General features: G+C 47.5%; 13 protein-coding genes and 1 pseudogene. 10 read left to right on the forward strand and 4 right to left on the reverse strand.

Features of this window, described 5'->3' with window-relative positions; translation table 11 throughout:
• Positions 1–131: 131 nt before the first annotated feature.
• Positions 132–737, forward strand: coding sequence for a DUF4304 domain-containing protein (locus tag H583_RS0123445; protein ID WP_028562608.1), 606 nt, complete (start codon positions 132–134; stop codon positions 735–737).
• 135 nt (positions 738–872) lie between these two features.
• Complete coding sequence (locus tag H583_RS0123450) at positions 873–1,580, forward strand: DNA alkylation repair protein (protein ID WP_028562609.1); 708 nt, start codon at positions 873–875, stop codon at positions 1,578–1,580.
• A 30-nt stretch (positions 1,581–1,610) separates the two neighbouring features.
• Here the strand turns inward: H583_RS0123450 and H583_RS0123455 are convergent, their stop codons facing one another.
• Positions 1,611–1,898: a LysR substrate-binding domain-containing protein gene (locus H583_RS0123455; protein WP_051236872.1), complete on the reverse strand. Its 288-nt coding sequence runs from the start codon at positions 1,896–1,898 to the stop codon at positions 1,611–1,613.
• On the opposite strand from H583_RS0123455, the gene H583_RS34015 reads away from it, so the two are divergent.
• Complete coding sequence (locus tag H583_RS34015) at positions 1,867–2,670, forward strand: HPP family protein (RefSeq protein WP_036710552.1); 804 nt, start codon at positions 1,867–1,869, stop codon at positions 2,668–2,670. The genes H583_RS0123455 and H583_RS34015 overlap by 32 nt on opposite strands.
• 180 nt (positions 2,671–2,850) lie before the next feature.
• Entirely contained in the window at positions 2,851–4,263 is a 1,413-nt protein-coding gene (locus H583_RS0123465; RefSeq protein ID WP_028562611.1) for a hypothetical protein, read from the forward strand.
• A gap of 25 nt (positions 4,264–4,288) precedes the next feature.
• Here H583_RS0123465 and H583_RS34020 read toward each other — a convergent pair whose 3' ends face one another.
• Positions 4,289–4,663: a winged helix-turn-helix transcriptional regulator gene (locus tag H583_RS34020; protein WP_051236876.1), complete on the reverse strand. Its 375-nt coding sequence runs from the start codon at positions 4,661–4,663 to the stop codon at positions 4,289–4,291.
• 152 nt (positions 4,664–4,815) lie between these two features.
• Between H583_RS34020 and H583_RS0123475 the strand changes: the two genes are divergently transcribed.
• From H583_RS0123475 to H583_RS0123490, 4 genes are all read left to right on the forward strand, one after another.
• Positions 4,816–6,444, forward strand: coding sequence for an extracellular solute-binding protein (locus H583_RS0123475; RefSeq protein WP_028562612.1), 1,629 nt, complete (start codon positions 4,816–4,818; stop codon positions 6,442–6,444).
• The gene (locus H583_RS0123480; RefSeq protein WP_028562613.1) at positions 6,441–7,352 is read left to right on the forward strand and encodes an ABC transporter permease; all 912 of its coding nucleotides are present in this window, start codon (positions 6,441–6,443) and stop codon (positions 7,350–7,352) included. The genes H583_RS0123475 and H583_RS0123480 overlap by 4 nt, the downstream gene beginning before the upstream one ends.
• Before the next feature lie 13 nt (positions 7,353–7,365).
• Positions 7,366–8,229, forward strand: a complete 864-nt coding sequence (locus H583_RS0123485; RefSeq protein WP_028562614.1) for a carbohydrate ABC transporter permease — start codon at positions 7,366–7,368, stop codon at positions 8,227–8,229.
• Between the two features lie 379 nt (positions 8,230–8,608).
• The gene (locus H583_RS0123490; RefSeq protein ID WP_028562615.1) at positions 8,609–8,965 is read left to right on the forward strand and encodes a VOC family protein; all 357 of its coding nucleotides are present in this window, start codon (positions 8,609–8,611) and stop codon (positions 8,963–8,965) included.
• A gap of 315 nt (positions 8,966–9,280) precedes the next feature.
• Here the strand turns inward: H583_RS0123490 and H583_RS0123495 are convergent, their stop codons facing one another.
• Both H583_RS0123495 and H583_RS34025 read right to left on the reverse strand, forming a co-directional pair.
• The gene (locus H583_RS0123495) at positions 9,281–10,195 is read right to left on the reverse strand and encodes a phosphotransferase (RefSeq protein WP_028562616.1); all 915 of its coding nucleotides are present in this window, start codon (positions 10,193–10,195) and stop codon (positions 9,281–9,283) included.
• A gap of 77 nt (positions 10,196–10,272) precedes the next feature.
• Positions 10,273–11,319: pseudogene (locus H583_RS34025) on the reverse strand (IS1595 family transposase).
• Between the two features lie 743 nt (positions 11,320–12,062).
• On the opposite strand from H583_RS34025, the gene H583_RS0123510 reads away from it, so the two are divergent.
• Together H583_RS0123510 and H583_RS0123515 are read left to right on the forward strand one after the other, a co-directional pair.
• On the forward strand, positions 12,063–12,929 hold the full coding sequence (locus tag H583_RS0123510; protein ID WP_028562618.1) for an ankyrin repeat domain-containing protein: 867 nt from the start codon (positions 12,063–12,065) through the stop codon (positions 12,927–12,929).
• Positions 12,930–13,034: 105 nt separating this feature from the next.
• A complete protein-coding gene (locus H583_RS0123515; RefSeq protein WP_028562619.1) occupies positions 13,035–14,018 on the forward strand; it encodes an aldo/keto reductase in 984 nt (327 codons plus the stop codon).
• The last annotated feature ends 22 nt before the right edge of the window (positions 14,019–14,040 follow it).

Here is a 14,040-nt window from a genome sequence, read left to right on the forward strand (position 1 = left end):
TCTATTCAGTAGAGCGGCTGCGAAGGAATGGAAATAAGGTCACATTGCTATCAAGCTTGTACCAATTAATCTTTGACCGTGGCAGCAATTCAGGTTTAAGAATCGTATTAGAGATTTCAGGAGGGATTCGTTTGCAGCAGATTTTTAACGATATGATCAAGCAGGATGTGAAGCCGTTCCTCTCCCGGCATGGCTTTACGAAGAAGAGCTTAACTTTCAGTAAACGAACAGAAAGCCTTGTCTATATTATCAATTTTCAAAAATCCTCCGGTAATTCAGCGGACAATGTGATGTTCTATGTAAATTGTGGTATTTATGCAGCGGAGCTGGCTCAGCTGCAGTCCGGGAAGATTGCAACGGAACCTAAGGAAGCGGAATGTCACTTTAGAGCGAGAATCAGGGAAATTGCTGTGTCTGCTCCAGATCGGTTTGCTATTACTTCAGATACCAATGGGGATGACTTGAGTGAAACGCTGCTAAACGGATTAACCGAGGTTCTTCATTTCTTTGATACGAAGACCAGTGCCAGGTCGATTGCCGATTATTACATTGCCGGTCCATATCTGCATCTGGGTGAAGAGAGCTTTCATTTGCTATTGCAAGCCAAGGATACTATAGCGGCTGGACAGTATTTGCGGGCTTTGCGGGAAAAGTACGGTTCGGAAGCCCGGTGGACCATATTTGAAAAGAAGTATAAGATGATTTTCGATCAGTACGGGGTTAACTTTGATAGCTGAGTTACTGGAAACACGATTCCCAAGCGCGCCACTTCCAAATGGGATAATTATGAACATTGGATTAAAGCCATTATATGATATATTCAAGTAAAGACAGGTTCGCCCTGAGAAAAATAGGAGAAAGGAAGTGGAACCATGGATTTGGAAACGGTCATGCAGGAGCTCGAAGCTCTCGGAAAAGAACGTAGCAAGAAGATGTACCAGACCAATGGTGCGGAGGAACCGCTTTTTGGTGTAGCCACAGGGGAAATGAAGCCGATCTTCAGGAGAATTAAATTGAATCAGCCATTGGCCGAGCAGCTCTATGCCACAGGGAATTACGACGCCATGTATTTTGCCGGGATAATTGCGGAGCCGAAAGCGATGACTGAGGCAGATTTTGAACGGTGGATCGACGGCGCTTATTTTTATATGCTGTCCGATTATGTGGTTGCCGTAACGCTGTCAGAAGCTGATATTGCCCAGGAAGTTGCTGATAAATGGATTGCTAGCGATATGGAGCTGAAAATGTCGGCGGGCTGGAGCTGCTACTGCTGGCTGCTTGGCAATCGCCCGGACAGTGAATTTTCCGAAGCGAAAATCGCCGATATGCTGGAACTGGTCAAAAATACGATTCACGATGCTCCCGAACGCGCGAAGTATGCCATGAGCAATTTTTTGTACACGGTGGCGGTATCGTATCAGCCGCTTCATGAAAGGGCGGTCGAGACTGTAAATGAATTGGGCCCGGTAGAGGTGGGAAGCGGTACTGCTAAAGCCAAGTTCCTGAATACATCAGATAACATTAAAAAAATGATAGATAAAGGAAAGCTGGGCTTCAAGCGTAAACATGTAAGGTGTTAGATGCTCTTCACATAGCAGCCTTTTCAAAAGTCATTCCAGCTCACGGTTGTGTACAACAACCGAAATAAAATCACGAACATAATATTCAAGTTTAACGGGGTCATGCGAAGCCAGCATGATCCTGTTTGTTATATTCACTCCTGGAACGATAACCTCTGCCAATTCTCCTGCCCGGATGAAACGGCTGGCTACAAGTGAGGAAACAAAGCTTATGCCGTAACCGGCTACAACAGCCTGAATGGTCTCATTTAATCCGTTAAACTCCAGCTCAATGGCAGGCGGCAATTTGCCTGAATTTGCGGCCATGGCAATAGCCATGTGGGCGTTCCGTGACAGTAATTGGCTCAGGCAGCCGCTTCATATTTGTCTTGCGCCGACCATCACTTCTTTGATCGGTTTTGCGGTCAACCAGCTTCCGCTGATGTATCTCATGAAAATTGCGCTGACTCTAATTGCCATGCTGGTTGTGTTGGCAGTTCTGAGAACAAATTTTGCTCCGTCTCTTGCTACAGGCTTGCTGCCGCTTGTTACGGATGCCCATGACTGGAAGCTTGTTTTGCTCGTATTTTTGCTTACGTTATTTTTTATGCTCGTTGTCCTTGGATTTCAATTAAATAAAAATTTGAATCCCAAACAAGTGGTGCAGGGCAGACCGGCCGTAGCTTTTCTCCTTATTATGCTGGGCTGGCTTGCAGTCTGCCTGCTTTTCGGCCTGGAGCAGCTTGCGGCAATTCCGCCTGTCATCGTTGTGGCCTATGAAGCCATTCATAAAAGGGAATATGGTGCCAAGGCCGCTTTCAAGCATGGCCTGTCTTTGACCCTGTCAGCAACGATAGGAACCTTGTTATATTTGACTATTCCATCATGGACGGCGGTCATTGTATTGGATATCCTGCTGATGTTGCTGGTGTCTCGTACTATGCGAGTTCGCATGCCGGCGCTGTACGCCTTTCCGCTGTTTCCGTTTATTCTCCCGGTGGAAGCTGTGCGGGGGCTGCCGCTTGCAACCATATGGGCAGTATTATTTACATTTGCCTGTCTATGGATGTACAAAAAAAGTGCGGGTACGAAAGAAGCTGTTTCTCATTAAAAAATGGCCTTTATTTGAGAAAGACATAATCAATCTTTTGCGTTTCCGCATCCACAAGAGACAGTATACAAATTGAAACTGACATACCAATCGTACAGTGACTGAAAAAAAAGTGCGTACTTCTCAATACAAGTGAATGTTTTTATACTGGTTAAAAGTGTTGCAAAGGGGGCTTTCCAGTTGGAATATCAAATAACAATGGGTCCATGTAGCTTGCGGCTCGGTGAGCGAATCGATGCCGATCCTATAACCGGCAGACATAAAGCGGGCAGGAAGCTGCAACAGGAATGGGAGCTTGAGCCAGGCATTTATAGTGCCAGAGAAATTATAAGTGAAGCAAGCACTCTGCTGGAAGCGATTTGCATACGGCTTGGCAACGAGGCTGCTGCAGGGACGCTTCTAGACAATGTGCGGGCCAGCTTAGCGACTTCCGGCAGGGAAGCTGCCTTGCCGCTGGATGTATTGGCGCAGGGCGATCGAGTCAAAAATGAACTGTTGGAGCAAGCGCAAACCATCGGAGCAACGCTTGTCAATTGGGCTCACGAAGCATTTACAGCAAAATCGGGTGAGCAACGCTATGGTACTGCTGCTTTGGCTGAACTGAAGCTCAGAAGCCGCTGCGAGAAGCACCTGTGGACCCCTGAAGCTGTTGGAATCATGATGGGACCAAACGGAAGCACAGAGGTCATGCAGATGTTTAATGAATATTTGCATCAAATGATCCTGCTGCGGGATGCGCTGCTGCCATTTGTGAATTGGGAGCAGGTGCCAATCGAAATTGGATCAGAAACATCGGGACTACGCTTCATTGAACCTGCAAGAGACCGGTTTACTACCCGACTCATGATGAAAGGCATAGCGCATAAGGACATCGTTGCGTTTGCAAAAAGCTTGCTGGGAGTAGAGGCAGAGGAGAGTGGCTACGGGTTCCAGTATCACTTGGGGACAGTACTGCCTGCAATGATCGGCGGAACGCTGCCGGCTGCACCGGGCAGCTTGCTGCGCTGGCATTCTGCCAGACTCGTAAGCTCTCCCATCACGGATACGGCGGCCGGGCAGGAAAAGCAGAGCTTTATATTTGTTTATGCTTATGAGGACTATGAGGCCGCGCCTCGCAGTTATATCGATACGGGGAAAGATGCAAGTGCTGCGGCATGCTCCTTCAGCGAAGAGGCCGAAATCATCCCGGCCTTGATGGGCAGTGACCACATCGTTCTTACCTTGCAGTTGTTAAGCGGCAGCAGTGCATATGCTGTTGATGTCGGACAAATGACAAGGGGATACCGATATATGTACCGTCCCGATAGCGGGACTGAAGGAGGCAATGCCGGTCCGGACTGTTCCACATGGACACAGCATTCCGCGGCGGATGTACTGAAGGTACAGGGACTTGCGTCATTTGGGGACGGTGTGCACTATACATCAGCTGACGGGAATCCCCTTGTATTACTGGCCTTGCTGGGCAAGTTATATCCGCAAAACATCGTCTTCCTGGAAAGCGGCCGGATTGGCAGCGATAACGAAGTTGCGAAAGCGCTGCATGCCGGCAAGCATTTTGGAGCGAAGGTTTTGCTGAGTGTCGGCAGCGACTGATTGCAGACCGGTTTGAACCATAGGGTTATTGTTTATTGACCGCCGCGCCTGGTGCAGGATTCGAGGCTGCGTCCGGAAATTGCTGCATGTAGTCCACTCCGAATTCACACAGCTGATCCAAAAACTGTACGAGACGCTCACCCAGCTCAGTAAGCGAATATTCTACCTTAGGAGGGACAACTGCATATACCTTTCGCTTAATCAGCCCGTCGTTTTCCAGGTCCCTTAATTGAATCGTCAGCATTTTTTGCGTAATTGCGGGCATTAATTTTTGCAGTTCATTAAAGCGGTAAGTATTATCCGACAAGTAGCCCAAAATTAATGGCTTCCACTTGCCGCTAATTAATCCCAGCGTAACTTCCGAAGTGCAAATTATGTTGCGGTTGCGATAGGAGACCATAGCATGAACACCTTCTTTTTTTTGTATAAAATCCTACTATTTAAATCTGTTTAATGCTAGTTTATCAAATTTGCTAATTTCGTTTCAAGCTGTCCCGACAAAGAATCCGTTATTTTGTGTACTTATTTTATTATTAGGAGTCGATTCTCATTATGTTTGCTGTTAAAAAATATACTTTCTTGCCAATCATTCTGATTGTGCTGCTGCTGACTGCTGCTTGCTCGGGAACATCCGGCAGTACACCGCGCAATTCCAGTGAGCAGAATCAAGCAGAGACTGCCCAGCCGGCAGATGGACAGCCCCTCTATCCGATCCAAACGGACATCGAGCTGAGCTACTGGCTCCAATCGCCAACGACACTCAAACCGAGCATTCATGATATTCCCTTTTATCAGGAGTGGCAGAAACGGATTGGTGTGCCGCTTCGCTTCTCCGAGGTGTCCCCGGCTCAGGCTGGCGAAGCTTTCAGCGTGCTGCTGTCATCCGGCAATCTGCCCGATATTATTGAATATAACTGGTTGTCAGGCATACCCGGCGGACCCGAAAAAGCGCTCAAGGACGGTTATATTATCAGATTGAATGAACTCATAGACCAGTATGCGCCTAACCTCAAAACGTTTTTGCAGGCCCATCCCGAGCTGGACAAGCTGGTCAAGACGGACAATGGCGATTATTATGCATTTCCGTTTCTTAAGGAAGGCGGCATGACAACGCAATGGGCCGGACCGGTGCTGCGCAAAGACTGGCTGGAGGAGCTGGAGCTGCCCGTGCCTGAAACGATTGATGAATGGCATACCGTACTGACAGCATTTAAAGAACGCAAAGGAGCCAAGGTTCCGCTCACGTTCAGCAGTCAAACGAATGTGCTGCAAGGCTTCCTGGATGGGGCATTTATTGGCGCATTTGGCGTCATTCGGGGTTTCTACATTGACGAAGGCAAAGTACAGTACGGACCGCTGCAGCCGGGATATAAGCAGTTTATGGCGACGATGAGCAATTGGCGCGAGGAAGGGCTGCTTGATCCCAACTTCTCTCAAAACGACCGTAAAACACAGGATGCACACATTATGACAGGTGCGGCGGGAGCTACCTACTCTTCCGGCGCCAATATTGACAAATGGGAAGCAGCCTTGCAGACGGAAGATAAGCAAGCGGCCTTTATCTTTGCTCCTTATCCGGTCTTGAAGCACGGGGATACCCCAAAGTTTGGTCAGGAAGCGTGGCTGTACGGTGCGGAAGGGTCGGCTGCCGTATCGGCTACGAGCAAGCATGCCAAGCTGGCGGTTCAATTGCTTGATTATGCCTATAGTGAAGAAGGATATTTGTTATTTAATTATGGAACGGAAGGGCAGTCCTATACTTTGAAAAACGGAAAGCCGGAGTTAACAGAGCTGATCACGAACAATCCCGATCATTTGTCTTATCTGGAGGCACTGTCCCTTTACACACATACCGTCAACCCGGGTCCCTATGTTGGTTCCAAGGAGCTGATTGGACGGCTCGCCATTACGAATGAGGATCATAATTATGATCGCTGGAAAACGGATAATTTGAAGCATGTTTTGCCGCCTGTATCCATTTCGGCAGAGGAATCCAATGAGTATGCACGTATCATGACTGACGTAAATACACTTGTTGACGAAACGACGCTCAAGGTGATTCTTGGAACGGTACCGGCGGAAGAGGCTCACCGTGATCTTGCGGCCAAACTAGATGCACTTGGTATTCAACGTGCGCTGGAAATTCAACAGGCTGCGTATAATCGCTTTCTGAACAGATGAACAAAGAGCGCATCGTTAAAGACTTTAAGCGCAACAAGTGGCTTTATGCACTCGCATTGCCGATTGTCGCTTATTACGTCGTGTTTCAATATTTTCCAATGCTGGGCGCGGTCATTGCCTTTCAGCATTACTCGCCGATGAAGGGGATCTTGGGCAGTGAGTGGGCGGGTTTAAGCCATTTTGTCGCATTTTTTGACAGTTACTATTTTGGGCGATTAATTCGCAACACCCTTTATTTGAGCGTCTATTCCCTGTTGTTTGAGTTCTCAGCTCCAATTGTGCTGGCACTGTTCATGAACGAGATCCGGTTCCGGTTTTTCAAATCCTTGGTACAAACGGTTTCGTTTCTGCCCTATTTCGTATCGCTGATTGTCGTCGGGGGCATAATCAAAGACTTGACCCGCAGCGGCGGCTTGATCAATGCCGCCTATACATGGCTCACAGGCGGGAGCGGCCAGGACATGCTGCAGCAGCCGGAACTATTTCGGACAATCTACGTTTTGTCTGAAATTTGGCAGCGTGCCGGCTGGGAATCGATTATTTATTTGGCGGCATTGGCTACCATCCCCATACAACAATATGAGGCAGCGCGCATAGACGGAGCAAGCCGCTGGCGGCAAATGATCAGCATCACCTTGCCGGGACTGCTCCCGACAATTGTAATTATGCTTATTTTGCGGGTGGGTCATATGCTGGATATCGGGTATGAAAAAATACTGCTGCTGTACAATCCCGTTATTTACGATACAGCAGACGTTATTTCCACCTTCGTCTATCGCAAAGGATTGCTGGATTACGACTGGAGCTTCAGCTCAGCTGTCGGATTATTTAATTCAACAATCAGCCTGCTTTTGCTTCTCATAGCCAATTGGGTCAGCCGAAAAACTACCGGCAACAGCTTGTGGTAAGGGAGAGAATGAATTGCCAGACCGCATCCTTAATATCGTTGTATATTTGTCGTTAATTGTCCTAATAGCCGTTACCTGTTATCCATTACTTTATGTGTTGTCTGCTTCATTAAGCGATGGCGATCGTCTGATGACCGCCGGAGGCTTGCTATGGAAGCCGCTTGGTTTCAGCACATTAGCCTACGAGCGGGCGCTTGCTAATCCGGCGCTTTGGAGGGGGTACTGGAACACGCTGCTGCTGGTTGTTGGAGGCATTTTGTTAAATCTCAGCATGATGATTGTCGGGGCCTATGTGCTTTCACGACGGAATGTGCTGTGGAATAAAGTTTTCATAAAGCTAATTGTAGTGACGATGTTTTTTAATGCCGGACTCATCCCATTCTATTTGGTGGTGAAAGGAATCGGCATGATGAACACGCTATGGGCGTTGCTCATCCCGTTTGCAATTAAAACCTTTCATCTAATCATTATGCGCACTGCCTTTTTGTCACTGCCGCCCGAGCTCGAGGAGTCCGCGCAAATCGACGGCGCCAATCACCGGGACATGCTTGTCAAGCTGGTCGTTCCGCTGTCCATGCCGGTCATTAGCGTCATTATGTTGTATACCGCAGTTGATAAATGGAACATGTGGTTTATCCCGTCCGTGTTTATTCAGGACCGTATGCTGTATCCTCTGCAGCTTGTATTGCGTGAAATATTGATTAATAATGTTACAGATTCGATTTCGATTGGGGCAAGTGTCGGCGAAGCCCGCAAAATCGGCGAGACGATCAAATATGCTACAATCATGCTGACTACCTTGCCCGTCCTGTTTATTTACCCGTTCCTGCAAAAATATTTTGTAAAAGGCGCATTGGTTGGCGCGGTCAAAGGATAATTGCCAGCTCAGGGCTGTTCCGCAATGAAATAGGCTCCCCTTTAAGTAGACACGGTAACTCATTAAACGGTCTGCTTGGAGGGGAATTTTTATTAGTTGTACGGTGCAACAACCGAGTCAATGCCATAGCTCTGGCCGATCGGACCAAATTCCATTCCTAAAAATCCATAGACATGATTTTCGTTTACTGCTTTAAGATTTTTCAAGCAAATAATGATATAGTAATAGTTGGAATATTATCCAATTGAAGTTGATTTATAAATAAATAAGCCTTTTAATAAGTGATTCATTATGCATATTCCAAACTCTTATAAGAAAACCCAAGTCAATTTCCTATCAAGGCCTATCAAAAAACCAATCATTTGAGGGAGGTTATAAGATGAATCCAATTCTTAATCAAATCGGGGCCATATTTATTCCTGTAGCTGATATTGAGCGTGCGCGTGACTGGTATTGTGACCTGTTAGGGCTGCCTAATGACGGGGAGATTATAGCCGGACACCTGTATGTCATTCCGATGCAGGGACAAGCGCTTAATGTTGTATTGGATAGCAAAATTTATTCAGAAGACGATGTATTCAAGGTTCCTGCCTTTCATTTTAACACGGATCATATTGAGGACGCTTATGCATACATGCAATCCAAAAATGTACAGTTGACAACCGCAATCGAGCACGGTCACTGGTTTGGCTTCAAAGACCCGGACGGAAACGAGCTGATGGTTTGCAAGTGCTAGCTTGTAAGGAGTGATAAGCTCGGATTAATCGCCTAATTTCATAGGATTAGGTTTATTCCTGATAACATTAATAGTCCATCTATGTTTTAAATTTTTGGCTATGTTAAATTCTAATGTTGATATTTGACCATAAGAAAACCGCCTTCGTTGAAAAGGCGGTTTATTGCTATCGTGTCCCGTTAGCGCAACGACTTACTCTGTTGAATTTCGTGTTCCTCAACATAAAGCGGCATCAGAGAAGGCGGATCGTACCTTATCGCGGCCTTTAAACGACAAAATGGTGCCGATAGCCATAGCCCCAACGAAATAATGAGCCTAATCCGACAGTGCCCGCATGATGTTGGATTTCGCCTCTGCCGCAATCACTTCATTCCCGTCATCGACCGCTTGCATTAAGATCAGTATGGGGATGTATACCGCGATCAGCCGCGCCAGCAGTTTCGTTTCCTCGTCCGCTCCTCCGTACGTTTCGAAAAACACGCCACGAGCGTAAGGTGGTAAAAAGCTATAAGCAACGCTCAAATCGCAAGCCGGATGGCCTACGCTCAGATCGCCCCAATCAATGATGCCGGAAACGATCCCGCTCTCATTCACAAGCATATTTTTGAAATGAAGATCGCCATGTAGCAGTGCATTCACCGCCTCGACACGGTCCTTTTGCAGCCTGCTAATATACGCTTCGATCACACCGGACTCCTCCGGCGACAAGTGTTCAACAACCTTCGATAGAAAGCCCTCCAATTTCACTTTGCGCGATGCTATGTCTGTCAAGCTTCGATGATCTTGCTGAACTCCGCACTTCAGCGCCGCCTGCACCGGAAACTCATGCAATCTCCGCAAAAATTTCGCCAGCGTCTCTGCCGATAAAGCCCGGCGTTCTTCCGTCAAACCGATGGGGAAATCTCCTGGCACGTAGGCATAGCCAAGAAATGGTGCCGGGTATTCGTTACTTGCTTCGCCATAAAACAACGGTTTCGGATAGTGGATGGTCATATATGCCTCCAGCTTCGGCAGCAGCTTCCCTTCCATACGAATCGAGCCAACTGCAATCGTTCTTCTTGGAAACCGGAACACGTACTCGTCACCGATGAGAAAAACCGTATTGTCCCAGCCCCAGCCCAATCGCTTCACTTGCTTCGATGACAGCTGAGGGAATTGTCTGCCGATCAGCGTCCGCGCCTGCTCTTCGTTAACCTCCCACTCCGCATCCCATACATTCGTTCCTCCCATGAAATGTCTGCCTCCTCGTTCCTTACTTTATTTAGACGTTTACATTCCCTAAAAGTTACGCATAACTGCCCGTTAGCTTAACAAGAATAAGCAGAAAGCCGAAGTTTGGTGTTCGTGTCGGTCACAGTAAACAGGCACGATTTGACCAACATATTTTTTCTTATTCGATGCGGTATTCTCATATTCCTTGCTGTCTAAGTAACGAAACCACGCCAAGTAATTCTGCAAATACTTTGTTGCAACACCATTGAAGCGATCCATCCATTTCTTCAAGCGGCTGTGGTAGCTGTTTACGTTTTGGATATGGTTCACGCCTTTCACACGTTGTTTTCCGTCGGACTTGAATCGGTAATGAGTCATGCCTTTTGAATTCGCATAGGAGCTAAATGCCCTCCATGAATCAGTGCATAACACGTTTGAGTCAGATAGATGACCACCAATCGCTTCGTCTAATTTTGTAGTCCGAATACGTCCACGCCCAAGTACGCCAGAGTAAGTCATTTTCTGACGGTCACGGGCAACCAGCACGCACACTTGATCGTGGCTTATACCACGATATTTCGCTTTGCCGCCAAGTTTACGTGGCTTGCGTTCGGCAATATTCCGCTTGCTCTTTTCCGAGTAAAGAAAGTAGGTCTCGTCCATTTCAACAATATCTTGAAATGCTTCGGTTGGAATCTGCTTCAGAGCGGAAAGAATCTTATGCCGCCAGTAAAACAAGGTGACATGCGTGACTTCATCGTTTAACTGCTCTGCACATTTTCTCAGAGAAAAGCCCTCAATCATGCATTCGATAAAACGAACCCACATATGAGGTCGCCTCGTTCGTTGCAGAGGGGTGTTCGTAAGGTTATTGAATGTTTGGCGACAGGACTTACAACGGTAACGTGACGTTTCACCTCTCCAGTGCGTGTTCTTACAGCGTACTTTCCAAATCGAACAACAGAATGGTTTTTGCAATGCGGGCAAACAAGTCCATCTTTATGCTTCTGCTCTTGAATTTCATCAATCGCTCGAACTGGAAGTGCCACTCCCTTGGTTCGGGACTGCAAAAAGTAGATAAGTTCTCGCTTACCATTATCGTCCAACGTATCAGCAAGCTTTTTCAGTTCCTTTAAATCCATGGGCAAATCATCTCCGAACAGTTATATTGCCCTTATTATAGAACTCTTGTTCGTAATTATCAAATATCAACAACAAAGTTTAACATAGCCAAATTTTTAAGAACATCAGATGTAGGAATAGGTATGATGCTATCTCTTGCTAATGCAGTTATGTTAATATTCACTTCTTTATGGAGTGTTAAGGGGATAATAGAATATCGCATACTAATAAAGTCATACAAGAGGATTAAGCATAATTTCAACATTCCGAAGACATAAAAAATCTTTAAACATAAACATTAGTTATATAGTTGTAATTTTATGTAAGTTGGGATATGTGATTTATAACTGGGATGAAGTAAACATTTAACATTCAGTTTTTTAAATGAAGCTTAATAGCTGCCAGTTTCTTGAAGGGATGATGGATGTGATAAATCGTGTTAGCTTACAGTGTAATTCCCGCAACCAATATAGATAAATCGGTTGAATGGCTTCATTTTGAGGTTCAACACCAAAGGGAAGATTACGCAGGCTTATTTTTTAATAATAGACCTGTACTAAATCTAAAGAAAACGGATCACGAATTGGGTAATGCTATACAAAGAGGCCAGGGTGAATAAATTGATTTTGTCATTATCTATAGAAAGGGTGAAGGTGAAAAGTATATCCTAGTAAAACAATTTGAATTTAAGTCTATTCAAACTTTTGAATCCATGCTATAGTAATTTTGTAATTTAAATTACACGTAAGCGACAAGGAGTACCATGCCAAAGAAAAAAAGTACCGCAGTGCTCTCCATCCGACTAGACGACGAGGCACTCAAGGCTGTGGATCTGCTTGTCGAGTCGGGGCTCGAATCCAATCGCTCAAGAGCGGTTGCCCACTTCGTCAATATGGGGGTGCGGGCTTCCCATGATCTGCTGATAAGGGCGAGAGAACAGGCTGACAACCTTCAGCGGCTGCGCAACGAGATGTTTGAGGCGGTCAAGTTGAGGGACATCGGCAAGGTCGCCGAACTGATCCACCAGGACGCAAGTCTGGTGAACGCCAGCAACAAGCAGGGGGAGACTCCCGTCCTGCTGGCCGCGTTCATGAGAGCCAACGATATTAAGGAACTGCTGCTGCAGAACGGAGCGGGCAAGCTGAACGTATTCGAGGCCGCTGCCGTCGGGTACAGCTCCAGGGTAAAGGAGCTGCTGGATCAGTCCCCCGGACTGCTCAACAGCTACAGTCACGACGGGTTCCCGTTGCTGTCTCTAGCCGTACACTTCGGCAATACCGAGACGGTGGAGCTGTTGCTTAGCCGCGGTGTCGATATCAACGCTCGTAGCCGTGACGGCAGTCTTAACAATACGGCGATCCACGCCACTGTATTCGGCGGATACGGGCATCTCGTAGACCTGCTGATGGAGGGTGGAGCCGACATTCATGCCAAGTGTGAAGGCGAGCTGAGAAATGGCTTCAATGTCCTGCATGTAGCGGCTTACTTTGACAATGTGCCGCTCGTTGAGAAATTTCTAAGCTATGGAGCCGACAAGACAGAGAAGAATGCCAGTGGCGAGACGCCTTACGAGCTGGCGCTATCTCTCGGTCATACGGCTTCTGCGGAATTGCTGCAAATTGACCGATAAAAATTTAAATACGACAACTTGACCGGACAGACGGAGAGACGCTGAATTTGTGAAGCGGCCTACGTCTGTTCTTTTTGTCGTATCCAAAGGAGAGGGAATGCGAAAATGCAATACCGGAGATTAGGAAGAACAGGATTGAAAGTATCCGAAGTCAGCCTGGGAACGATGGCGTTTGGCAGATGGATCGACGAGAGCAAGTCGGCAGAGGTGCTGGATACAGCTCTGGAAGCGGGAATTAATCTGATTGATACGGCAGATGTGTACGGCAGCGGAATGGACACGCTGGACCAGTCGGGGTTCGGCGAATCCGAAGCGATTTTGGGCCGCCTCTTGCGCGGCCGCCGCGATGACATTTTGCTTGCGACAAAGTTCAACGCTCATGTGGGACCGAACGTCAACGATGGCGGACAGAGCCGTTACCACGTCTACCGGGCACTGGAAAACAGCTTGCGCCGGCTGCAGACCGACCATATCGATCTTTATCAGGTACATGCGTTCGATCCCGAAACGCCGATCGAGGAGACATTGCGGGCACTCGATGATCTGGTCAAGCAGGGCAAGATCCGCTACTTGGGCTGCTCCAACTATGCGGCGTGGCAATTGGCGAAGGCGCATGGGATAAGCGCGCTGCACAGCCTGCACCGGTTCGAGAGCGTTCAGCCCGAATACAGTCTCATAACGAGAGGGATCGAGCGGGAGCTCGTACCGTTTGTTGAATCCGAGAAGGTGGGCATCATCAGCTACAGCCCGCTGGGCAGAGGCATTCTGAGCGGCAAGTATCGCCAAGGCGAAGCTCCTCCGGCAGACTCCAGGCTTGCGCTGGGCGAGAAGAGGCTGGAGCTGCTGCTGGAATCGAATCCGGCGTACGCGCTGGTTGACAAAATCCAGCCGCTGGCTGAAGCGAAAGGCTGGACACTGGCACAGTTTGCCCTCTCTTGGGTGCTTAGCCATTCCTATGTTACCTCCGCCATTCTTGGGGCCTCGAAACCGGAGCAGATCCGGGATGCATTACAGCATGCCGAAGAGAGGCTGACTCCGCAGGAGTTGGCAGAGATAGATGATATCTCCAGCAGCATCGGTCTTTTTTGAAATAAAACCTTCTTTTCATATA

Source organism: Paenibacillus pinihumi DSM 23905 = JCM 16419 (assembly GCF_000422505.1).
Taxonomy (GTDB): domain Bacteria; phylum Bacillota; class Bacilli; order Paenibacillales; family Paenibacillaceae; genus Paenibacillus_D; species Paenibacillus_D pinihumi.